The sequence below is a fragment of the Bacillus sp. Marseille-P3661 genome, from assembly GCF_900240995.1.
Lineage (GTDB): Bacteria > Bacillota > Bacilli > Bacillales > Bacillaceae_J > OESV01.
This window is the reverse complement of the sequence record NZ_LT965953.1, coordinates 1,119,220-1,142,538: the sequence shown is the minus strand read 5'-3', so window position 1 is coordinate 1,142,538 and position 23,319 is coordinate 1,119,220. Positions and strand designations below refer to the sequence as shown.

Genomic DNA, 23,319 nt, shown 5'->3' with positions numbered 1-23,319 from the left:
ATTATTGAATTGTTCAAATGGGATTAATTGTTAGGGGGGAGTTATATGTCAATTTTACCTAAAAAAAATGAATTAGGTTTTTTTGAAATTAGACTAGAATCAATCGGTGGGTTAGGTGCTAACCTAGCTGGAAAAATGTTAGCAGAAGCAGGTGTATTAGGACTAGGCCTTAACGGCTCAAATTTCTCATCCTACGGATCTGAAAAAAAAGGCTCACCCGTTAAAGGTTTCGTACGTTTTTGTGATCCAGAAACTGAAATCCGCGTTCACAGTCCTATTATGCAACCGCACGTTGTCGGTATCTTCCATGAAGCGCTTTATAAGACAGTAGATGTTGTAAGCGGTTTACAGCCTGATGGAATTGCACTAGTAAACACAACAAGGGATTTCGATGAAGTAAAAGCTGACCTTCAACTAGAGTATGGAACTCTAGCAATCATTGACGCCTTAGGAATTGCTGTTGAAGAAAAAACTAAAGTAAACACCGCTATGCTCGGTGCATTATTCCGAATTTGTGACTTCCTTGATCCAGATGCAATGAGAGACGTTATTCGTAAAACGTTTGAAAAAAAATACCCACATCTTGTTGAGCCAAATATTCGCACATTCGATCGCGGTTACAATAGCGTTCAGTTTAAAGAATATAAAGTACCGGAAGGCGCTGAAGGTAAGACTTTTTGCATTCCTGAACCACAATTAGGTTATGAAACACAACTAATGGGTGGTGTACTTACTGTGCAAGCAAATAGTATTTTCAAAGATTTAAGTGGTTCTCGTCAAGGCTTTTTGCCACATTTTGAAATAGAGCAATGTATCAACTGTGCACAATGTGATACTGTATGCCCTGACTTCTGTTTCGTATGGGATGAAGCCGAAGATAAACGTGGTCGCAAGCAGATGTTTTTAAAAGGTATAGATTATCAATACTGCAAAGGCTGTTTAAAGTGTGTTGAGGCCTGTCCAACTTCAGCATTGTCTGATGCTCGTGAAACCCTTGACTATGCCGAGAAAAACCGTGTACCGCAATATTTTCCAAGAGTTACTGAAGGGGTGATGTAGAATGGCAATCTTAGAAGGGGATTTAAAGACTACAAATAATATTGAACAAAAAATTACGTTCGAATCTGGGAATGAAATGGCTGCAATGGCTGCTGCTCAAATTAACTATCATTTAATGGGGTACTTCCCAATTACACCGTCTACAGAAGTTGCACAATTTTTGGATCAAATGAAAGCTCGGGGCGAGCATGATATTAAATTAATTGCAGCTGATGGCGAGCATGGATCAGCAGGAATTTGTTATGGCGCTGCTGTAGCAGGTGCACGTGTATTTAATGCTACAAGTGCGAATGGTTTCCTATATATGATTGAACAATTACCAGTACAATCTGGAACACGATTCCCCATGGTATTAAACCTAGTAACACGCTCGGTTAGTGGCCCGTTAGATATTCGCGGTGACCATTCAGATTTATACTATGGGTTAAATGTAGGCTGGGTGATTTTAACTGCAAGAACTCCGCAAGCGGTATATGATATGAACATTATGGCTCTAAAAATTGCGGAACATTCTGATGTCCGTTTACCGGTAATCGTTGCATATGATGGTTTCTTTACTTCACATCAAAAACGTAAAGTTTCATATTTTGCTGATCGTAAGGTTGTTCAACAATTTGTTGGCGAACGCCCTACAAACTATCCAACTGCTGTTGACCCTAGTAATCCAGTTACGATCGGCGCCCATATGAGTGGCGATGACTTTTTAAATAACCACTATCAACAATCAGAAGCTATTTATCATGCATACGATGTTTACAAGCAAGTTGCCGAAGAATATGCTGCTGTATCTGGCCGAAAATATGATGTACTAGACACATATAAAATGGAAGATGCAGAGGTTGCATTATTTTTACTTAACTCTGCAGCAGAGTCTGCTAAAGACGCCGTTGATAAACTTAGGGCTCGAGGAATTAAAGCGGGTGTTATTAGTCCAAATATTATCCGTCCATTCCCATCTGATGAAATCCGCAAGGCTTTAAAAAATGTAAAAGCATTACTTGTTGGTGAGCGTGCAGATTCTTACGGTGCAAATGGTCCTAACTTAACACACGAAATTAAATCTGCTCTTCAAGATGATAAAGATAATAAAACAATCGTTTTAAGCCGAGTCTTTGGCTTAGGTGGTAAAGACTTTTTTGAGGAAGAAGCAGGACAAATGTTTGACATGGCGCTTGATGCAATGGAAAAAGGATATGCTGAAAAACCTTTTGACTATTTTGGAATTGTGCCTGGTAAAGTTGAAAATATACTAAAACCTGCGATTATACCAATGTATGGCGATGCATTCAAGACAGGTCTAATCGAAGTCAATCCTGATCCTGAAACGAACAAGCTTAAAGTTAAGATTCCACCATTACGTACACTGACTGGCAAACCAAAACGCTTAGGTTCTGGACATGGGGCATGTCCTGGCTGTGGTATTTTCCCTGGGTTAGAATTGTTCTTTAAAGGAATCGAGGGGGATGTCGTTACATTATTCCATACAGGTTGTGGTTATGTCGTTACAACAGGCTATCCTTATACATCACACAAACAACCGATGATTCATAACTTATTCCAAAATGGTCCTGCTACATTATCAGGTACGTTGGAAGCATTTTATGAAATGAGAGATCGTGGCGAAATTGACTTTAAGGATGACGTTACGTTTGTGATGATAAGTGGCGACGGTGGTATGGACATCGGAATGGGCTCTGCAATTGGTACAGCAAACCGCAACCACAAACTGATCATTGTTGAATATGATAATGAAGGTTATATGAATACCGGATCGCAGATGTCCTACTCTACACCTTTTGGACATATGACTAGTACAACTAATGTTGGTAAGAAACAACAAGGCAAAGCTTTCCATCATAAAGATACAGCACAAATTATGGCATCTACAAATATTCCTTATATTTTCACAGGTACAGAGGCATTCCCTCAAGACCTTGTAAAAAAAGCAGCTAAAGCACAGTGGTATGCACAAAATGTTGGTATGGCCTATGGCAAGATATTAATTACTTGTCCATTAAACTGGAAATCTGAAGACCGCTTAGGTGGCACGATCATGGAAGCCGCAGTTAACTCAAACTTCTTCCCACTTTATGAAGTTGAAAATGGAGAAACAACGATCACTTATAATCCTGAAGAAAAGAATAAGAAAATTGGTTTAGCTGAATGGTTAAAATTTATGGGGAAAACAAAGCACCTTTTAAAAGAAGAAAACGCTGGTATGCTTCGTGAATTTGAAGCTGAAGTAAACCGACGTTGGAATCGATTAAAAGCTAAACATGAGAGCCCATATCTATAAAAAGAATATTCCAGTAACGTTAATTTAATCATTAGTTACTTAATAAAAGACCAAATCGAATTTGATTTGGTCTTTTATTATTATTATTATTATTATTATTATAGCAACCTAATGTTAGAGGTCAGAATCACAGTGGCTCGATTTCGACTTTTCGGCCTTGTTCTGTCAGAATTCACTGCTGTTTATGACTGATTTCGATTTTTTGGCCTTGTTCTGTCAGAATTCACTACGGATTCTGACTCGATTTCGATTTTTCGGCCTTGTTCTGTCAGAATTCACTGCTGTTTCTGACTCGATTTCGACGTTTCGGCCTTGTTCTGTCAGAATTCACTGCTGTTTCTGACTCGATTTCGGCTTTTCGGCCTTGCTCTGTCAGAATTCACTGCTGTTTCTGACTCGATTTTGATTTTTTGGCCTTGCTCTGTCAGAATTCACTGCTGTTTCTGACTCGATTCAGCTTTTTTGGCCTTGTTCTGTCAGAATTCACTGCTGTTTCTGACTCGATTTCGATTTTTCGGCCTTGTTCTGTCAGAATACAATACGGATTCTGACTCGATTTTGATTTTTCGGCCTTGTTCTGTCAGAATTCACTGCGGATTCTGACTCGATTTCGGCTTTTCGGCCTTGTTCTGTCAGAATACAATACGGATTCTGACTCGATTTCGATTTTTCGGCCTTGTTCTGTCAGAATTCACTGCTGTTTCTGACTCGATTTCGGCTTTTCGGCCTTGTTCTGTCAGAATACAATACGGATTCTGACTCGATTTCGACGTTTCGGCCTTGTTCTGTCAGAATACAATACGGATTCTGACTCGATTTCGATTTTTCGGCCTTGTTCTGTCAGAATACACTGCTGTTTCTGACTCGATTTCGATTTTTCGGCCTTGTTCTGTCAGAATACACTGCTGTTTCTGACTCGATTCCGCTATCACTACCTTGCTCTATCAGAATACACCTCGGTTTCTGACTATAGACTCCGCTTTCTACACATTGCCCTCAAATCCACCACGGATTCCGAACTAACTGCATACTTTATTACTCTCTATCAATTTTAAATTGCCAAAAATCATGGGCAATATTGGTATTTGGAAATATTCGGGTCGCTTGATCAAGAAGACCTTTCATATCTTCTTTTTGATAACGTGAACTAATATGTGTTAATATTAGTTTCTTTACATTCGCTTGCACAGCAATCTTTGCTGCTTGCGTTGTAGTCGAATGAAAATAATCATGTGCGATCTCTTCATCTTCTTGTCCAAAAGTGGCCTCATGTACGAGAACATCTACATCCTTTGCTAATTCGTAGGCATTTGAGCAAGAACGTGTATCTCCAAGTATCGCTAATTTTCTTCCACTTTTATTGGGTCCTAAAAATTCAGCCGATTTTAATACAGTACCATCATCCAAAGTAACCATTTCTTGCTTCTTTAACTGCTGATAAATTGGCCCAGGCGGTATTCCAATCTGTTTAAGTTTATCCACTTGTAAGGATCCTTTAATATCCTTTTCAACTATTTTATATCCAAAACAAGGTATTCCATGTTCTAATAATCTCACTTCTATTATAAATTGTTCATCCTCAAAAATAGTGCCTTCTTCTATTTCGTTAATCTCAATTGGATAACTTAAATGAGTTGTACTTGCTTTTAATGAAACTTGAACATATTCTTTTAGTCCTTTTGGTCCATAGATTGTTAACAGTGAGTCGCCTCCTTGAAATGAGCGGCTCCCTAACAGCCCTGGCAATCCAAATATATGGTCCCCGTGTAGGTGTGTTATAAATATTTTTTCAATTTTTCTCGGTTTTATTGTAGTATGTAAGATTTGATGTTGAGTAGCTTCACCACAATCAAATAACCAAGTTGTTCCACGTTCTTGTAATAGGTTTAATGCAATTGCAGAAACATTTCTTGCTTTAGCAGGGATGCCAGCGCCAGTGCCTAGAAAAATTAACTCCAACTTTAATCCTTCTTTCCAAACTTATAGTCTCGTAAAAAGTCTTTTTGAAAACTCGTCGTTGGCTCAATCGAACCATCTGTAATATGTTTCTTATTAGTTATTTTGTTTACTCCTTTTTTGATAATCGATTCACCGTATCTTTTTTTTAGTTTATCCATTGTATTAATTAGGGGTTCATCCTTGATTTCCTGTTCGAATGTAAATAGGGACAGCTGTTTGGTTGAATCTTTTTTCTCTTCTAAATCTTGAGCTGTAATTCCTAATAGGCGAATTGGTTCTCCGCTCCAATGCTTTTCATATAGCAACTTTGCAGATTTGAATATATCCTCTTTTTTATGGATAGCATTTTTTAGCTTTCGACTTCTCGTGATTGTTTTTCGATTATGATATCTGATCGTAAGTTGAACGTTCCATGTTAGCATTTGTTGCCTATGCATTCTTTCTTCAACAGATTTTGCTAATTTATTTAAAACCGTCTCAATGATCATTTCATCAGTTGTATCCTCAGGTAACGTCGTAGAATTTCCAATGCTTTTAAACTCGGAAACAGCATCCGGGTCTACCGAACGATTATCTTCTCCATTTGCTCGCGCTTTTAAACGTATTCCATTAATTCCTAGTAATTGTTTAAGCTGAATATCATTAGCCTTAGCAAGATTTTCAATTGTAATAACTCCTATTTTATTTAACTTTTCAGCCGTTCGTTTACCAATTCCATGCATTTCCTCAACCTTCAAAGGCCAAAGCTTTACAGGTACATCACGTTTGCGCAATACAGTAATTCCCATTGGTTTTTTCATGTCGGAGGCTGTCTTCGCTAAAAACTTATTTGGAGCTATTCCAATACTACAAGGTAAGTCTAATTCATCTTTTATTTGCTTTTGGATAATCGTTGCTATCTCTAATGGTGTACCCATTGAATAACAGTCTGTAATATCTAGATAGCCTTCATCAATGGAAACGGGTTGAACTAATGAACTATATTGTGATAATAATTGGAACATTGCTATTGAAGCTTTTCGATATTTCCCAAAATCAGGTGTCATAATAATCAAATCGGGACATAGTTTTTTTGCTTCCCAAAGGGGCATTGTTGTTTTGACACCCTTAGCCCTGGCTTCATAGCTACAAGTAACAATGATACCTCTACGTTCCTCAGGATTACCTGCTATAGCAAGAGGTTTACCCTTTAATGTTGCATCATATGACATCTCAACTGATGCATAAAAACTATTCATATCCACATGTAAAATAACTCTTCCATTTTTCGGATACATATCACGCATAATTACCACACCACATCCATTTTTAGAAAAACACATGCTTTATTAACTGCGAGTCCTCTTTAACGAAATGATTAACTCTTCACACAAGTCAAAAGCTTAATATGTAGTTATTCTTAACATAAAATAAAGGGACTATAAAATAAAGTCCCTTTTCTTTATTATTATTGTGCCACTTCATTAATGATAGCAAAAACTAGCTCTGCTGTCTTTACAAGTTCCTGAATTGGCATCTTTTCATTCGTTGTATGAATTTCTTCATAACCTACTGCTAGATTGACCGTTGGTACGCCATGGCCAACAAATATATTAGCATCGCTGCCGCCACCTGATTGTTGAAGCTTAGGAATCCGGCCAATTTTATTAACTGCCTGTTTTGCAATCTCGACAACATGGTCGCCTTCACCGTATTTAAAACCAGGATACATGACATCAATTTCAACGATCGCTTCTCCACCCATACTTTTGGCAACTGATTCAAAGGCGTCCTTCATTTTTGCTACTTGATTTTCCATTTTTTCATTTATTAATGAGCGCGCCTCCGCAAGTATCTCAACATGGTCACATACGATATTTGTTTGTGTTCCTCCTTCAAAACGGCCAATGTTCGCTGTCGTTTCTTCATCAATCCGACCTAGTGGCATTTTTGATATCGCTTTCGCTGCAATTGTAATTGCAGACACTCCTTTTTCCGGTGCAACACCTGCATGTGCAGTTTTTCCTTTAATAATTGCTTTCACTTTCGCTTGAGTAGGAGCTGCCACAATAATATTACCGACCTCGCCATCACTATCTAAAGCATAGCCGTATTTAGCAGTTAATAATGACGCATCGAGAGCTTTGGCCCCAACCAAGCCTGACTCTTCACCAACCGTAATGACAAACTGTATAGTCCCATGTTGTGTATTTTGTTCTTTTAATACTTGAATAGCCTCTAGCATCGCAGCTAATCCAGCTTTATCATCTGCACCAAGAATAGTCGTGCCATCTGTAATGATGCGATCATCTTTAATCGATGGTTTAACACTCTTACCTGGTACGACAGTATCCATATGTGATGTAAAATAAATGGTATCTACACCTTCTTTTGTTGCTGCTAGAGTACAAACTAAATTCCCTGCTCCATGTCCTGTTTCGGACGTTGTATCATCTTCGACAACATCCAATCCTAGTTTCTCAAATTTCTGCTTTAAAACTTTAGCTATTTCTGTTTCATATTTCGTTTCAGAGTCCACTTGAACTAGTTCAAGAAATTCTTTAATTAACCGTTCTCTATTTATTATCATCGCTAAACCTCCTACTAGTATCACTATGTAATTTATTATAAATCTATTTCATTATATTACCAAATAAAAACGATATATCTATGTACGATATATCGCTTAATTAATTACCGCCTGTAAATGCATCATCTTATAGGGGAATATTTCCATGCTTTTTATTTGGCCTTGTTTCCTTTTTATTCCGCAACATTTCAAGCGCTTGAATGATTTTAATTCTTGTCTCACGCGGATCAATTACGTCATCAACCATGCCACGAGAAGCTGCAACATATGGGTTTGCAAATTTTTCACGATACTCATCGATTTTCTCTTGGCGTTTTGCCTCAGGGTTATCACTTTCATTAATCTCACGAGCAAAAATAATATTTGCTGCCCCCTGAGGTCCCATTACAGCAATTTCAGCATTCGGCCAAGCTAGTACAATATCTGCGCCTATTGATTTGCTATTTAACGCTACATAAGCCCCACCATAAGCTTTTCTTAAAATAACTGTTAGTTTTGGTACAGTTGCTTCCGAATATGCATATAGGATTTTAGCTCCATGACGGATGATTCCACCATGCTCTTGTTTAATACCCGGGAAAAATCCAGTAACATCTTCAAACGTGATGATCGGAATATTAAACGAATCACAAAAACGGATGAAACGAGCTGCTTTATCTGATGAGTCGATATCTAAACCACCTGCCATTACTTTAGGTTGGTTACAAACTAAGCCCACCACCTCGCCTTTAATCCGAGCAAGTCCAATGACAACATTTTTTGCGAAACTAGATTGAATCTCCATAAAAGAATCTTTATCTACAACTTGATCTAGGACAACACGCACATCATAAGGACGAATCGCATCAAATGGAATTGCATCAGTCAATTCAGGACGATAATGATCGTCTTTTTCATTATATTCTATTATTGGTGGTTTTTCCTCATTGCTCTGTGGTAGATAGCTTAATAAACGGCGAACGTCTTGCAATACTTCCTCTTCATTATTTGCATGAAAATGAGCATTTCCACTAATAGTATTATGTACTTTAGATCCTCCTAAATTTTCAGCAGAAATTTGTTCACCAGTAACAGTTTCAATTACTTTTGGACCTGTAATAAACATTTGACTTGTTTTATCGACCATGAAAACAAAATCCGTGATTGCTGGAGAGTAGACAGCACCGCCGGCACATGGGCCCATAATAACAGAAATTTGCGGAATCACACCGGAATAAATAGAGTTTCGATAAAAGATATGCCCGTATCCATCTAGAGAAACAACTCCCTCTTGGATACGTGCACCACCTGAATCATTTAAACCAATGATAGGCGCGCGATTTTGTGCAGCAAGATCCATAATCTTTGATATTTTTTTTGCATGCATTTCACCTAGTGCACCGCCGAACACGGTAAAATCCTGAGAAAAAACAAAAACCAAACGGCCATGCACTTTACCGTAACCGGTTACAACACCTTCGCCTGGTCCCTTTGCATTTTCCATTCCAAAATCAGTGCACCGGTGTTCTATGAAAGGATCGGTTTCCACAAATGTGCCTTGATCTAAAAGCAAATCAATACGTTCCCTAGCTGTCATTTTACCTTTTTCATGTTGTTTCTCTATTCGTTCATCTCCACCACCTAGCTGCACCTCAAGACGACGATCATATAACTCATTAATTTTTTCATATATATCCATAATTCTTATTGCTCCTCCTTTTGTTGCTTTTCACAAAGTTCATAAAGGACTCCGCCAGTAGATTTTGGGTGCATGAAGGCTATTTTTGCTCCACCCGCCCCAGTTTTGGCTGCATTATTAATCATTTTTATCCCTTGTTCTTTAATTTCGTTAATTCTTTCTTCAATTGAATCTACCGCTAAAGCTATATGATGTATACCTTCTCCACGCTTTTCCAAATACCTTGCAATCGGACTGTCACTATTTAATGGCTCAAGTAACTCTATTTTGGATTCACCAACTTTTAAAAAAGCAACCTTTACACCTTCTGACGGTACTTCTTCAATACCTTGAAGTGTCAACTGTAGTGACTCTACATAAAAAGGTAATGATGCTTCTATGGAATGAACAGCAATACCAATGTGATCAATTTTTTTTACCATACCTACCTGTATCCCCTTTATCCTTTTCATTGCTATAAATTATTATTATAGTACGTGTTATTAACTTGAGCGGTCGTTCGATATCCCTTAATACATTCGTTTTTTGATCATTAAAATCCTGCTTTATACTGTGGTTTTTGCAAAATTTCATTAAATTCGACAACTGTTTTTTTTACTTGTCCTAATATTATATAGAAGGTACAATATATAGTAATAGTACTTGTGAGGGGGACGTTTTATGAACCGAAAAGCTATGAAAGTTATGATTTATTTGATGATAGGCACGATGTTATTAACCACTTTATTAGCTGGAGTTAGTTTCTTATTTTAAGCCTTATCTATTAATGTATAAAATGGTATAAATAAAAACCAACAGAATAAACTGTTGGTTTTTTTAACATAGTTGCTATCTCTGAATAGCCCCGTATTTCTTGGCGATCTGTTCAAACGATTTCTCTGAAGAAACAATTACAATCTTTGTACCAATTGGTATGTTTTCAAACAATTCTTCAACTTTTTCATTGTACATACGAATGCAGCCTTGGGTTATATAACGTCCAATGGAATCAGGATTATTATTACCGTGGACCCCGTATATTCGTCCATCAGTACCAGCTGCATCAAAGCCAATCCATCTTGTGCCTAAAGGATTTTCTTTTGACCCACCTTCAATATTTTTTTTACGGTAATATGGATTTTTTGCCTTGACTGTTATCGTAAACAATCCTTCAGGTGTTAACTCTTCAGTTACTCCAGTAGCCACACTGTATATCTCTTGTATTCTCCCTGATTCAATAAAAGCTAATTCATTTGTCTTTTTATTTACAATAATAAAAGGATCGCCTACAATCGGATTTTGACCAATCGGCCACAATGGTGATATCAACATGATTGCCATAAAGAATTTTAGGACCATGTCATGTCACCTTCCTTCTTTTTATGAATAGCTTTTACAGCCCAATGAGTTTCATACATCACTTTCCTTAAAGTTTCTTTTTATTATTAAGTATTGTTCAAGTTCAGCAAATAAATGGTATAAGGAAGCCCTTATCTCAAATTCAGTTCGATTTTTTGGCAATGACATCTCCCGAAATTCATTTTTTAGAGTTTCTAAACGAACTAAAAAAATTTCGGCTGTATTACCAGAATGAACGCTGCTACCCAGTTCATCAATAAAGCTTGCCATTATTTTTGAGTGTACCATTGTAAAATCTAATGAAGATACTAAGGATAACATTCTCTCAATAATGTCAAACTGTTTTTCCCGCATGCTGAAATAATTATAATATAAGGCGTCTTCATTTCTTATAAAATGATTTTCATTATTTCGAAGTGCTAATCCTTTAGCTTTTTTCAACGCGTTATAAGCCATTGTAATTTCCTTACCATCCCAAAGATGGTCACCCTCTGTTAAATACAATGAAATTTCTTGAAAGATTTTTTTATAACAATCTTCTACAGTCACTTGCAATTTTTTTAAGTCATTTTCGACACTTGGCATATATAAATTTGTTAAAAGCGCTACGCCTATTCCAATTGCCATGATAGCTAATTCATTCAATAAAAAAGCTAATGTGAACTGTTGAGCTATATAGAATTGAAGCAAAATAACCGAGCTACTAGCAATACCTGTTGTTATCTTTAAACGAACAGTGATTGGTATAAAAAGTATTAAAACTAACCCAATTATAAGAGGATGATAAGCAATGCCTTCAAAAAAAACAAAAGCAAACACAATCCCGATTAAACATGCAATGAATCGTTCCCAAGCATATAAAAATGACTTTTTTTTCGTAACTTGTACGCAAAGGATTGTTAATATACCAGCAGACACATAGTTCTCTAAACTAAAAAATTGAGCAATACTAATAGATGCTGCTGCACCTATAGCTGTTTTCGCTGTTCGATACCCGATTTTAAACATGGCTTTTCTCCCTAACCCATTGTTAAACAATATCTTACTATAAACGGGCAATATTGGAAAAGAATTTTGTAAATAATACATAAAAAAGCATGAAGGTTTACCATCGTTCAACGTGGGTAATCTTCATGCTTTATTTTTGTATAATTATATTTCTTTACAATGTGCATCAAATAGGTTTTGTAATTTTTGAACTACTTCTACTGGTTCAGAGCCTTCAATTTCATGACGTTCAACCATACCTACACATTTACCATCTTTCATTAAAGCAAACGAAGGTGATGAAGGTGGGTAACCTTCGAAATATGAACGTGCTTTCTCAGTCGCTTTACGGTCTTGACCAGCAAATACTGTAACCATATTGTCTGGTACTTTATCATAATGAACAGCATGTTGGGCAGCTGGACGTGCAAGACCACCTGCACAACCACAAACTGAATTAACAAGTACTAATGTTGTTCCAGATTGTTTAAAAGCCTCGTCTACTTCTTCTGGTGTTTTAAGCTCTTTAAATCCAACCGTAACCGCTTCTTTCCTAGCTTGATCAACAATATCATTCATTAAAAAATTAAAATCCATCTATTATTCACTCCTTAATTATTCACATTCTATATTTTTATAGTAACAATCCATCACCTAAGATGCAAATTTAAACACAATACAAATAGTGAAAAATAAATTAATTTTTTTGATTTTATGTTTAATACAAAATAAATAGGGAAATATAATATTAAATCTAGGCCCCATACCCCTAGACTCCCTAGATTACAGAAGGTGAGTTACCCCCATCACTCACCTTCTATTTTTTTATGTACAAAATGTAAACTTAAAAGTGCTGCAGCGTCTTAATATGATCGCCATAGCACTTTTTAGTTTATATTTGACCAGCTATAATTTCTATTTTTCATATTCTTTAAACAGGTATTGAACAGCTTTTGTAACAGGCTGTTTCCCTTCAATAACTTCAGTCTCTATTGTTGGCATAAGCCTTTTAACTTGAGGATGACTAAAAAACCGTTGTTCTAATTGCTCTTTAATCATCGAATAAATCCAATCTTTCACTTGAGATTGCCGTCGTTTCTCCAACATACCAGACTGTTTTGTAATTTCATTAAATTTTTTCATTTCCTCCCAAATGCTATCTATTCCTTTGCCATAGTATGCGGAACAAGTAAAAGCCTTCGTTATCCATCCTTCTGTAGCCGGGCGAAGGTAATGTAAAATTCGATTATATTCTTCTTTTGCAATTTGAGCAGCATCTTCATTGTCCCCATCCGCTTTATTTACTATTAAAAGGTCTGCTAATTCCATAACACCTTTTTTCATTCCCTGAAGCTCATCACCAGCCCCAGTTAGTACTAATAAAGCAAACAAATCCACCATTGAGCGAACAACAACCTCACTTTGACCGACACCAATCGTTTCTACCAAAATAATATCATAGCCTGCCGCCTCACATAACAGCATGGTTTCTCTTGTTTTTCTATTAACGCCACCTAAAGTACCACTAGATGGCGACGGTCGTATAAAAGCACGCTTATCACGAGAAAGCTTTTCCATGCGTGTTTTGTCTCCAAGTATACTGCCACCTGTTATGCTACTCGATGGGTCAACAGCCAGTACTGCCACCCGATGGCCTTGTTCACATAGGAAACATCCCAACGCTTCGATGAAGGTACTTTTACCTGCACCCGGTACACCAGTAATACCAATTCGAATAGAATTACCGGTGTAAGGGAGGATTTGATTTAAAATTTCTTGGGCTTTTTCTAGATGTTTAGAAGCATTACTTTCAACAAGTGTTATTGCACGAGCTAATATTGTTCGGTCATTATTAAGTATTCCTTTTACAACGTCTTCAATAGCCAAACCTCGCCTAGTGGTTTTCGGAGAAGTGGACGATTCTGAGTTATACGTCATTCCGTCATGCCCCCCCTCAATCCCTTTCATTACATTTGTTGTAAAGCCTTTTGTTGGTTTTTTCGGTACCCATTCAGGTCTGTTTGGATGATCAACCATTGAATTACAACACTTCCTCAACCTCATCTAAACGACGATATATTTCTTCAATTACCTTTTGAGCTGCTACCGGGATCACAGTTCCAGGCCCGAAAATAGCCGCGGCTCCTTGTTGTTTAAGATATTCATAATCTTGTGCCGGGATTACTCCACCACACACCACAATGATATCCTCTCGTCCCAACTTCTTCAACTCTTCAATAAGCTGTGGTAATAACGTTTTGTGACCAGCTGCTAAGGAACTCATACCAATTACATGTACATCATTTTCGACTGCTTGCAGAGCTGTTTCTTCGGGTGTTTGGAATAATGGACCGACATCAACATCAAAGCCTAAGTCAGCAAATGCGGTTGCAATTACTTTGGCACCTCGATCATGTCCATCTTGCCCCATTTTCGCAATCATGATCCTTGGTCTTCGCCCCTCTTGCTCCGCAAATTCATCTGCCATTTGTTTAACACGGTTAATTTCTTCCTCATTAGAAAACTCAGTCGAATAGACACCGCTTATAGAGCGAATAACTGCTTTATGACGTCCTGATATTTTTTCTACCGCATCCGAAATTTCACCAAGTGAAGCTCGAGCACGAGCAGCCTCGATTGCCAATGCTAATAAGTTCCCTTTACCTGTTTCAGCCGCTTTAGTTAGAGTTTCTAATGTTGCCTTCACCTTAGTTTCATCACGATTTGAACGTAGCTCTTTCAATCTTTCAATTTGTTGCAAGCGTACTGCAGTATTATCAACTTCTAATATATCGATTGGCTCTTCTTTTTCAAGACGATATTTATTTACGCCAATAATTGATTCTACACCTGAATCAATTTTTGCCTGACGGCGTGCCGCAGCTTCCTCAATTCTCATTTTAGGTAAACCAGTCTCAATAGCTTTTGCCATGCCCCCTAGCTTTTCAATCTCCTCGATATGCCCCCATGCCTTTTCCACTAGCTTTGCCGTCAAATACTCGACATAATAAGAACCTGCCCAAGGATCAATCACATTACAAATTCCCGTTTCATCTTGTAAGTATAATTGTGTGTTTCTTGCGATCCGTGCCGAGAAATCTGTTGGCAATGCTATAGCTTCATCTAGTGCATTTGTATGCAAAGATTGGGTATGACCGAGCGCAGCTGCCATCGCTTCAATACATGTACGTGTCACATTATTAAAAGGATCCTGTTCTGTTAAACTCCAACCTGATGTTTGCGAATGAGTGCGCAATGCCATTGATTTCGTATTTTTCGGGTCAAATTGTTTGATCATCTTAGCCCAAATTAATCGACCAGCACGCATTTTTGCAACTTCCATAAAGTAATTCATCCCGATAGCCCAGAAGAATGACAATCTAGGTGCAAATTTATCGATATCAATACCTGCCTTTAATCCAGTTCGAACATATTCAAGACCATCCGCTAATGTATAAGCCAATTCTATGTCAGCTGGCGCTCCAGCTTCTTGCATATGATAGCCTGAAATACTAATGCTATTAAATTTAGGCATATTATTTGAAGTATACTCAAAAATATCAGCAATAATTTTCATTGACATTTCCGGCGGATAAATATAAGTATTACGTACCATATATTCTTTTAAAATATCATTTTGAATCGTACCTGATAATTGTTCTGGCTTTACTCCCTGTTCCTCAGCTGTTACAATATAAAATGCCATAATTGGTAGTACAGCGCCATTCATAGTCATTGACACAGACATTTGATCAAGTGGAATTCGATCAAATAACACTTTCATATCAAGAATCGAATCAATAGCAACACCCGCTTTACCTACATCTCCTACTACCCGGGGATGGTCTGAATCGTATCCACGATGGGTTGCTAAGTCAAACGCAACAGAAAGACCTTTCTGACCTGCTGCTAAATTACGACGATAAAACGCATTGCTTTCCTCGGCGGTAGAAAATCCTGCATACTGCCGAACAGTCCATGGGCGTGTTACATACATAGTTGGATATGGGCCGCGTAAGAATGGTGCAATCCCCGGCATATAATCCATATGATCATTGCTTGCAATATCCTCTTTAGAGTACATTTGCTTAACTTTTATTTGCTCATTCGTATTAAATAACAGGTCATCAAAGGACTGATCAATTTCTTCTTCAACTTTTTGTTTCCACGTTTCCAAATCAATATTTACTGGCTCAGTTTGGAACGACAGTTTAGTGAAATCAGGCTTATGACTCATTATAGAACCCCCTTACGTTCTTGAAGTCTTGCTAATGTTGCATAACAGTTTGATTTCACATGAATAAATTCATCTACTCCTGCACTCACAAAATCATTTTCTAAATCAATACCCGGTTTACCTGCCAGCATAATATAAATATTAGGTCTATTTGCTTTAAGCTTGCTTGCAACTGCTGGCACGAATTCAGGGTACTGATCGTCTGCTCCACAAATGATCACAGTATCGGTATTTGCTGACAAGGCTGCATGAATAGCTTCATCTACTGTTTCAAAACCATTCTTTATGACAGACTCAAAGCCACCTGCCGCAAAGAAACCAGTAGCAAAGTCAGCACGCGCTTTATGCTTAGCAATTGGTCCTATATTAATAAAGAAAATTTGAGGGAATTGTCCATTTTTTTCTTTATATTGCTCAGATTTTTTTCTAAGCTGTTCAAACGGTTCCGCTGAACGTTGTGATAATAATTTCTCTAACTGACAACCCTCACAATTACTAGAAAGTGCTGAAATCATTTGACCTATAGACACACCGTTTTCGGCAGCTGCTATCAAGTAAGACATAATATTTTCATTATTATTCAATGCAGTTTTAACAGTTTCCAAGTTCTTTTTTACAAACTCCTGATTGAGCGCTTTCTTTTCTTTTAGTTCGGATACTCTAGAATCTATGAAATCACTAGCTTTCTCTTTTTCAAGGAGAGGTTTTTCTTCAATGTTTGGATACATATTTGTCCCAACAATCCGATCTTTACGATGTTCAATACTTTTCCTTTTTTGACTAGCTGTTCTGGAAACCGTTTGTTGAACTAGGCCTGTTTTTACCGACTGAAACATACCACCTGTTCTTTCAATGTCCTGAAGAATTGTCCACGCCTTTTCTGCTACTTCATTTGTTAATGATTCAATATACCAAGAGCCACCTGCAGGGTCGATAACTTGATTTAAGTAAGACTCTTCCTGTAATATTATTTGGGTATTTCGCGCAATCCTTCGTGAAAATGAATCCGCTGGACGAATAGCTTCATCGAAAGGAGAGACATGCATACTATCTGCTCCACCAACTGCTCCAGCAAAAGCTTCAGTCGTTGCGCGAAGCATATTTACATATGGATCATATACTGTTTTCGTCCAATTTGATGTTCGGGCATGGATATACATTTTTTGTGAATCTTCATTCCCACCAAAAGCCTTCACTATTTTAGACCATAACATCCTTGCTGCTCTAAGCTTTGCAATTTCCATGAATACATTTGATCCCACTGAAAAAGAAAAATAAAATTTAGATGCTACTTCATCAATCAATAAACCTCGTTTTAGCATCTCTGAAATATATTCGACTGCTGTTGCCAATACAAAGCCTAGTTCCTCAGTTGAACTTCCACCTGCATTTTGATAAGGCTCCCCTTGTACATAAATTGTCTTAATTTTAGGGGCATGCAAATTCGACCATTGAACCAATTGGGCCATCAAGTTATACATATGTTCAACTCCGAGCGGTGACTCGCCTTTAGCAATCAAGAAACCAATTGGATCTATACCAATAAGCGCTTTCATTTCGTTTGGTTTTTGTCCATTCCTTTTTAGGTAGGCTATTAATGTTGCCAGAAGGGGCGCAGTGCTAATTCCTGTTTGCATAAATAATTTATTTTTATTCAAATCAATACTTTTAAATGCTTCAGCTATATCATCAATAGTCGAAATAGGTATACCGTTTTTTCCAACTTGTTCCTGATCAACTTGATCTGAGTCTAATCCTTGTTGTGTTGCTTCATCTACAACAAGATTAATCATTGTTTGCCCTCGTGCTAAATCATTCACTAAAGCTTTATTAAACTCTTTTGGGCTTTTACCTGTTAATTCTTGAGCTATTTCCCATGGGTTTTCCACACTTTTTACTCGTGAAGTTCCACGCACATACGAACCCTCACCTGGTAAATCAGATATATGAGCAAGATTTTCTATATCCTTCCTTATATATAATGGTTTGAGCTGTATACCTTCATATGTTTTAGTAAATAACTTATTAAAGCTAGTTCCTTTCAAAGACTGTTCCGCGGTTTCCTGCCAAGCTTGCTCGGTTGGAAATGGGAATTCACAAAATGGTTTTAAATTAAATTTCTTTTCATTTTCTATTGTCATAATTTACAGTCTCCTTTACGAGACCCCTCACCCCTTTCTTTTGTTAGTTGAATACTAGATTGCTTTACTATATAGTAGCTCAAACAATCTTATGTATCAATATTCCTAAAATTTAAAATACATATTTGAAAGTTCCTTCTAAAAATATGTTTATATTTAATTAAATATTTGCTTACTCCTTATTATCTTCAAATAGTTGATCATAATAAAAAGCCGTGTGATGAATGCCCATCACACGACATAGTTAAAAAATCGGTGTATTGTCTTTAGAGATATTCTCTAAGATAGCTTTCACTCTAGCAAGGAAACGCCCACAAATTAGTCCATCTAAGACACGATGGTCGAGAGACAGGCATAGATTTACCATATCACGCGCTGCAAACATTCCACCATTCATAATAACAGGTCGTTTGACAATAGACTCTACTTGTAAGATAGCTGCTTGAGGATAATTAATGATTCCCATGGATTGAATTGAACCAAAAGATCCAGTGTTGTTAACTGTAAATGTACCACCCTGCATATCAGCTGCTGCTAACTTTCCAGTTCGGACTTTATTGGCCAATTCAGTGATTTCCCGTGCAATCCCTTTTATTGTTTTTTCGTCAGCATGTTTAATAACTGGAACAAATAAAGCATCCTCTGTTGCAACAGCTATAGAAATATTGATATTTTTTTTCTGAATAATCTTATCACCATTCCAAGATGAGTTAATCATTGGAAATTCCTTTAAAGCCTGAGCAACTGCTTTTACAAAAAAAGCGAAGTAGGTTAAGCTGTAACCTTCTTTTTCTTTAAAAGAGTCCTTAATTGCATCACGATAAGCTACTAAATTCGTTACGTCCACTTCAACCATCATCCAAGCATGAGGAATCTCTTGTGATGACCGAACCATGTTTGTCGCAATCGCCTTCCTAACTCCGGACACAGGAATAGCAATATCACCATTTTCACCAGTTATACTAGATGAAGTCTTTACATTCATTGAATCTAATGTAGGTGCTAGCGATACTTTCTCAATCTGACTTACCACTTGTGAATCTGCTTTTTCCTCACTCATAGGAATAGCAGCACCAGAGTCGATTATTTTTTGTAGATCCTTTCTTGTAATGCGCCCACCTTTTCCAGTTCCGTTAATTTGTTGTAGATTGATATTATGTTCTTGAGATAGTTTTAACACTGCTGGTGAGTATCTAGCTTTATTTGGCTGTTCATTTACATCGGTTTCATTGCTTAAAGGAATTTTTTCTGCCTTTTGATCACCATAATCACTTGGTGATTCCAGGCTGTTTTCAGTTTCGATATAACATAGCAATTCACCAACGGCCAGTGTTTCTCCTTCAGCTGCAATAATTTCCTTTATTGTACCTGAAAAGGAAGAAGGAATTTCTGCGTTCACTTTATCTGTTTGTACTTCTGCCAATGGATCATATTTATTAACAGTATCACCAGGTTTAACCAGCCAACTACTAATTGTGCCTTCAGTTACACTTTCACCTAATTGCGGCATTGTTATTTTTTCAACAGCCACCCATAAAACCTCCCTGCCTACGATTAATCTTATGATCTTGGATCATCATGTAATTTAAATTAATATTCAGCTAGTTCTCTCATTGCCTGTACTACTTTATCCGGATTTACCATAAAAAACTTTTCCATGGTTGGCGCATATGCCATTGCCGGTATATCAGGTCCAGCTAAGCGCATTATTGGTGCGTCTAAGTCAAACAAACAATGCTCTGCAATAATTGCAGCAACTTCACTTAATATACTTCCCTCTTTATTATCCTCAGTAACTAGCAGTACTTTACCGGTTTTGGATGCGGCCTCAATAATTGTCTCTTTATCTAGAGGATAGACAGTTCTTAAATCTACTATATGTGCTGAGATTCCGTCCTCAGCCAATTTCTCTGCTGCCTGTAGGGCAAAGTGTACACAAAGTCCATACGTGATAACTGTGATATCCTCGCCTTCACGTTTCACATCTGCTTTACCAATCGGCAAAACATAGTCATCTAACGGAACCTCACCCTTAATCAAACGATATGCTCGTTTATGTTCAAAAAATAGGACAGGATCATCATCCCGAATTGCAGCTTTTAATAACCCCTTCACATCATACGGGGTTGACGGCATAACAATTTTAAGCCCGGGTTGATTAGCAAAGACTGCCTCTACTGACTGTGAATGATATAAAGCACCGTGAATTCCTCCACCATATGGTGCACGAATTACCATTGGACAGTTCCAATCATTATTCGAGCGATAGCGGATCCTGGCCGCTTCTGAAATAATTTGATTTACAGCGGGCATAATAAAGTCAGCAAATTGAATTTCCGCTACCGGGCGATGACCATACATCGCAGCACCTACCCCAACACCTACAATAGCAGATTCAGCTAGCGGTGTATCAATAACACGATTTTCACCAAATTTATCATATAATCCACTTGTTGCTTTAAATACCCCACCTTTTTTCCCTACATCCTCACCTAACACAAATACTTTTTTGTCACGATCCATCTCTTCATGCAGGGCACGGGTAACAGCTTCGATATATGACATAACTGCCATTGTGATCTCCTCCTATTCTCCGTAAACGTATTTTAAAGCGTATTCGGGATCAGCATATGGAGCATTTTCCGCGTAATCAGTCGCTTCATCTACAACGGTTTGAACTTTATCAAACAGTTCCTTCTCTATTTCATCAGTTAACACGCCAACCTCTTTTAAATACGTTGCAAAAGTCACCAGTGGGTCCCTCTTTTTTGACTCTTCTACTTCTTCACGAGATCGATATGTCCGATCATCATCATCACTAGAATGAGGCGTTAAGCGATACGATATTGTTTCAATTAAGGATGGCCCTTCACCTCGACGACCTCGTTCAACTGCCCTTTTAATTGCAGCATATACAGTGAGTGGGTCATTTCCATCAACAGTTTCACCTGGCATGCCATATCCGATCGCTCGATCCGATACCTTTTCACATGCTAGCTGTTTTTCAATCGGTACTGAAATGGCATATTTATTATTTTCACACATAAAAATAACAGGTAATTTATGAACACCGGCAAAATTAGCTCCTTCATGGAAATCACCCTGATTAGAAGATCCTTCCCCAAAGGTAACAAAAGCAACCAAATCCTTATTCTCCATTTTACCTGCCAATGCTATTCCAACTGCATGCGGAACTTGTGTCGTAACAGGGGATGAACCAGTTACAATTCTGTTTTTCTTTTGACCGAAATGACCGGGCATTTGACGACCGCCGGAATTTGGGTCTTCTGCCTTTGCAAAGGCAGAAAGCATAAGTTCTTTTGCTGTCATCCCAAAAGTCAGCACAACCCCCATATCGCGATAATATGGCAATACATAATCTTTTCTGTTGTCTAGTGCAAATGCAGCACCTACTTGTGCTGCCTCTTGTCCTTGGCAAGATATTACAAACGGAATTTTTCCAGAACGATTCAACAACCACATCCGTTCATCAATTTTTCGAGCCATAACCATAGTCTCATACATTTCTAAAACAGTCTGATCACTCAATCCAAGTGCATGATGACGATTTTCCGCCATTTCTTTTCCCCCTAACTTATTGGTCATTATTAAAGGAGTTCATTAAAAATGGATAGCCTTTCCATCCACTGCTAATGCAGCTTCACCTATAGCTTCAGACAAAGATGGGTGTGGATGAATTGTTTGCGCAATTTCCCATGGAGTTGCATCTAATACATGGGCCAATCCAGCTTCAGAGATCATATCTGTTACATGTGGTCCTATCATATGAACGCCTAATAAGTCATCGGTATCTTTATCAGCTATCACCTTTACAAATCCATCTGATTCCCCATATACTAACGCTTTACCAATTGCTTTAAATGAAAATTTTCCTGTTTTAATATTATAGCCTTTTTCTTTCGCCTGTTCTTCAGTTAAACCTACACTTGCTACCTCTGGATTTGAATAAACACACTTCGACACTAGGGAATAATTGATTGGGTCAGGAAAATGTCCTGCAATATGCTCGACTGCCACTATTCCTTCATGGGAAGCAACATGTGCAAGCTGCAGACCACCAATTACATCGCCAATTGCATATATATGTGATTCTTTTGTTTGGTAAAATTTATTTACCTTTATAAAACCTTTTTCCAACTCAATACTTGTATTTTGTAGACCAATATTTTCCGAAACCGCTTGACGTCCAACAGAAACTAATAATGTATCAGCTGAAAAAGATTTTCTATCGCCCTTTCGCTCAACTTCAATAGATACCTTGCCATCTATCTCAATTGTTTCTTGTAAAACCTTTGCACTTGTTACAAGGGTAACCTTTTTCTTTTTCATAATTCTTTGCATTTCTTTTGATATTTCATGATCTTCAGTTGGTAATATTCGATCCTCATATTCAATAACCGTTACATCTGTACCAAAATCCGCTAACATTGACGCCCATTCAATTCCGATTACTCCGCCACCAACAATGATGATAGACTTTGGCAACTCCTTCATCTCCAATGCCTCATCAGATGTCATAACATATTTACCATCAATTGCTAATCCTTGTATGGTTCTTGGTTTTGATCCGGTTGCTATAATAACATTTTTAGGAATAAGCATCTCATTCTCTTCACCATTCTTCATTTCCACCGAGATCGTTCCAGGTGTTGGGGAAAATATCGATGGACCTAAGATTCGTCCGATGCCTGAATAAACATCAATTTTACCTTTTTTTATTAACTGTTCGACACCGCGATGAAGTTGATTAACAATTGCTTGTTTTCTTTCCTGAACTTTAATGAAATCCAACTGTATACCAGACGTGATTATCCCAAACTCATCACTTCGCTTGGTTGTAGCATACACTTCTGCACTTCGCAATAATGCCTTGCTGGGTATACACCCACGATGTAAACACGTTCCGCCTAGCTTATCCTTTTCAACTATCGCTGTCTTTAATCCTAATTGAGCAGCTCTAATTGCTGCAACATAACCACCTGTTCCACCGCCAAGGATGACAAGGTCATATTCAATAGCCATTAAAGTTCCCTC

At 37.6% G+C, this 23,319-nt stretch carries 18 protein-coding genes; 3 read left to right on the top strand and 15 right to left on the bottom strand.

All coding sequences use genetic code 11. The annotated features are described in order from the left end of the window. Positions 1 to 45: 45 nt before the first annotated feature. Both C1724_RS05325 and C1724_RS05320 read left to right on the top strand, forming a co-directional pair. Positions 46 to 1,059: a 2-oxoacid:acceptor oxidoreductase family protein gene (locus C1724_RS05325; protein WP_102345674.1), complete on the top strand. Its 1,014-nt coding sequence runs from the start codon at positions 46 to 48 to the stop codon at positions 1,057 to 1,059. Between the two features lies 1 nt (position 1,060). Further along, positions 1,061 to 3,355 carry a thiamine pyrophosphate-dependent enzyme gene (locus tag C1724_RS05320; protein ID WP_102345673.1) on the top strand — a complete coding sequence of 765 codons (2,295 nt, stop codon included), beginning with the start codon at positions 1,061 to 1,063 and terminating at the stop codon, positions 3,353 to 3,355. Positions 3,356 to 4,390: 1,035 nt separating this feature from the next. Here C1724_RS05320 and rnz read toward each other — a convergent pair. The 5 genes from rnz to mce form a co-directional block, all read right to left on the bottom strand. Further along, the gene (gene rnz, locus C1724_RS05315) at positions 4,391 to 5,314 is read right to left on the bottom strand and encodes a ribonuclease Z (RefSeq protein ID WP_102345672.1); all 924 of its coding nucleotides are present in this window, start codon (positions 5,312 to 5,314) and stop codon (positions 4,391 to 4,393) included. A 2-nt stretch (positions 5,315 to 5,316) separates the two neighbouring features. Beyond that, positions 5,317 to 6,600, bottom strand: coding sequence for a DNA polymerase IV (locus C1724_RS05310; protein ID WP_102345671.1), 1,284 nt, complete (start codon positions 6,598 to 6,600; stop codon positions 5,317 to 5,319). Between the two features lie 161 nt (positions 6,601 to 6,761). Beyond that, positions 6,762 to 7,880 (bottom strand): M20/M25/M40 family metallo-hydrolase, encoded by a 1,119-nt coding sequence (locus C1724_RS05305; RefSeq protein ID WP_102346744.1) that lies wholly within the window; start codon positions 7,878 to 7,880, stop codon positions 6,762 to 6,764. A 130-nt stretch (positions 7,881 to 8,010) separates the two neighbouring features. Beyond that, positions 8,011 to 9,561: an acyl-CoA carboxylase subunit beta gene (locus C1724_RS05300; RefSeq protein ID WP_102345670.1), complete on the bottom strand. Its 1,551-nt coding sequence runs from the start codon at positions 9,559 to 9,561 to the stop codon at positions 8,011 to 8,013. A gap of 5 nt (positions 9,562 to 9,566) precedes the next feature. Then, positions 9,567 to 9,983, bottom strand: a complete 417-nt coding sequence (mce, locus tag C1724_RS05295) for a methylmalonyl-CoA epimerase (protein WP_102345669.1) — start codon at positions 9,981 to 9,983, stop codon at positions 9,567 to 9,569. Between the two features lie 238 nt (positions 9,984 to 10,221). Here mce and prli42 point away from each other — a divergent pair, with 238 nt between their 5' ends. After that, the gene (gene prli42, locus C1724_RS25440) at positions 10,222 to 10,314 is read left to right on the top strand and encodes a stressosome-associated protein Prli42 (protein ID WP_180994124.1); all 93 of its coding nucleotides are present in this window, start codon (positions 10,222 to 10,224) and stop codon (positions 10,312 to 10,314) included. 75 nt (positions 10,315 to 10,389) lie between these two features. Here the strand turns inward: prli42 and C1724_RS05290 are convergent, their stop codons facing one another. The 10 genes from C1724_RS05290 to lpdA form a co-directional block, all read right to left on the bottom strand. Further along, positions 10,390 to 10,899: a L,D-transpeptidase gene (locus C1724_RS05290; RefSeq protein ID WP_102345668.1), complete on the bottom strand. Its 510-nt coding sequence runs from the start codon at positions 10,897 to 10,899 to the stop codon at positions 10,390 to 10,392. Positions 10,900 to 10,950: 51 nt separating this feature from the next. Next, complete coding sequence (locus C1724_RS05285; protein WP_102345667.1) at positions 10,951 to 11,907, bottom strand: aromatic acid exporter family protein; 957 nt, start codon at positions 11,905 to 11,907, stop codon at positions 10,951 to 10,953. Positions 11,908 to 12,051: 144 nt separating this feature from the next. Continuing rightward, positions 12,052 to 12,483 carry a BrxA/BrxB family bacilliredoxin gene (locus C1724_RS05280; protein WP_102345666.1) on the bottom strand — a complete coding sequence of 144 codons (432 nt, stop codon included), beginning with the start codon at positions 12,481 to 12,483 and terminating at the stop codon, positions 12,052 to 12,054. A 318-nt stretch (positions 12,484 to 12,801) separates the two neighbouring features. Then, positions 12,802 to 13,923: a methylmalonyl Co-A mutase-associated GTPase MeaB gene (gene meaB / locus C1724_RS05275; protein WP_102345665.1), complete on the bottom strand. Its 1,122-nt coding sequence runs from the start codon at positions 13,921 to 13,923 to the stop codon at positions 12,802 to 12,804. A gap of 4 nt (positions 13,924 to 13,927) precedes the next feature. Then, positions 13,928 to 16,123 (bottom strand): methylmalonyl-CoA mutase, encoded by a 2,196-nt coding sequence (gene scpA, locus C1724_RS05270; protein WP_102345664.1) that lies wholly within the window; start codon positions 16,121 to 16,123, stop codon positions 13,928 to 13,930. Continuing rightward, positions 16,123 to 18,264: a methylmalonyl-CoA mutase family protein gene (locus C1724_RS05265; protein ID WP_102345663.1), complete on the bottom strand. Its 2,142-nt coding sequence runs from the start codon at positions 18,262 to 18,264 to the stop codon at positions 16,123 to 16,125. Before C1724_RS05265 ends, scpA begins: the two co-directional genes overlap by 1 nt. 244 nt (positions 18,265 to 18,508) lie before the next feature. Beyond that, positions 18,509 to 19,795 carry a dihydrolipoamide acetyltransferase family protein gene (locus C1724_RS05260; RefSeq protein ID WP_102345662.1) on the bottom strand — a complete coding sequence of 429 codons (1,287 nt, stop codon included), beginning with the start codon at positions 19,793 to 19,795 and terminating at the stop codon, positions 18,509 to 18,511. A gap of 59 nt (positions 19,796 to 19,854) precedes the next feature. After that, entirely contained in the window at positions 19,855 to 20,838 is a 984-nt protein-coding gene (locus C1724_RS05255) for an alpha-ketoacid dehydrogenase subunit beta (RefSeq protein ID WP_102345661.1), read from the bottom strand. Positions 20,839 to 20,850: 12 nt separating this feature from the next. Beyond that, complete coding sequence (locus tag C1724_RS05250) at positions 20,851 to 21,843, bottom strand: thiamine pyrophosphate-dependent dehydrogenase E1 component subunit alpha (RefSeq protein WP_102345660.1); 993 nt, start codon at positions 21,841 to 21,843, stop codon at positions 20,851 to 20,853. A 42-nt stretch (positions 21,844 to 21,885) separates the two neighbouring features. Then, on the bottom strand, positions 21,886 to 23,307 hold the full coding sequence (gene lpdA, locus C1724_RS05245; protein ID WP_102345659.1) for a dihydrolipoyl dehydrogenase: 1,422 nt from the start codon (positions 23,305 to 23,307) through the stop codon (positions 21,886 to 21,888). Positions 23,308 to 23,319 lie beyond the last annotated feature (12 nt).

Excerpts from the sequence above, each read along its gene's own strand:
- C1724_RS05325 (WP_102345674.1), top strand. The coding sequence starts at position 46 with ATGTCAATTTTACCTAAAAAAAATGAATTAGGTTTTTTTGAAATTAGA.
- C1724_RS05320 (WP_102345673.1), top strand. The coding sequence starts at position 1,061 with ATGGCAATCTTAGAAGGGGATTTAAAGACTACAAATAATATTGAACAA.
- C1724_RS05310 (WP_102345671.1), bottom strand. The coding sequence starts at position 6,600 with ATGCGTGATATGTATCCGAAAAATGGAAGAGTTATTTTACATGTGGAT.
- C1724_RS05300 (WP_102345670.1), bottom strand. The coding sequence starts at position 9,561 with ATGGATATATATGAAAAAATTAATGAGTTATATGATCGTCGTCTTGAG.
- mce (WP_102345669.1), bottom strand. The coding sequence starts at position 9,983 with ATGGTAAAAAAAATTGATCACATTGGTATTGCTGTTCATTCCATAGAA.
- prli42 (WP_180994124.1), top strand. The coding sequence starts at position 10,222 with ATGAACCGAAAAGCTATGAAAGTTATGATTTATTTGATGATAGGCACG.
- C1724_RS05290 (WP_102345668.1), bottom strand. The coding sequence starts at position 10,899 with ATGGTCCTAAAATTCTTTATGGCAATCATGTTGATATCACCATTGTGG.
- C1724_RS05285 (WP_102345667.1), bottom strand. The coding sequence starts at position 11,907 with ATGTTTAAAATCGGGTATCGAACAGCGAAAACAGCTATAGGTGCAGCA.
- C1724_RS05280 (WP_102345666.1), bottom strand. The coding sequence starts at position 12,483 with ATGGATTTTAATTTTTTAATGAATGATATTGTTGATCAAGCTAGGAAA.
- meaB (WP_102345665.1), bottom strand. The coding sequence starts at position 13,923 with ATGGTTGATCATCCAAACAGACCTGAATGGGTACCGAAAAAACCAACA.
- scpA (WP_102345664.1), bottom strand. The coding sequence starts at position 16,123 with ATGAGTCATAAGCCTGATTTCACTAAACTGTCGTTCCAAACTGAGCCA.
- C1724_RS05265 (WP_102345663.1), bottom strand. The coding sequence starts at position 18,264 with ATGACAATAGAAAATGAAAAGAAATTTAATTTAAAACCATTTTGTGAA.
- C1724_RS05255 (WP_102345661.1), bottom strand. The coding sequence starts at position 20,838 with ATGGCAGTTATGTCATATATCGAAGCTGTTACCCGTGCCCTGCATGAA.
- C1724_RS05250 (WP_102345660.1), bottom strand. The coding sequence starts at position 21,843 with ATGGCGGAAAATCGTCATCATGCACTTGGATTGAGTGATCAGACTGTT.
- lpdA (WP_102345659.1), bottom strand. The coding sequence starts at position 23,307 with ATGGCTATTGAATATGACCTTGTCATCCTTGGCGGTGGAACAGGTGGT.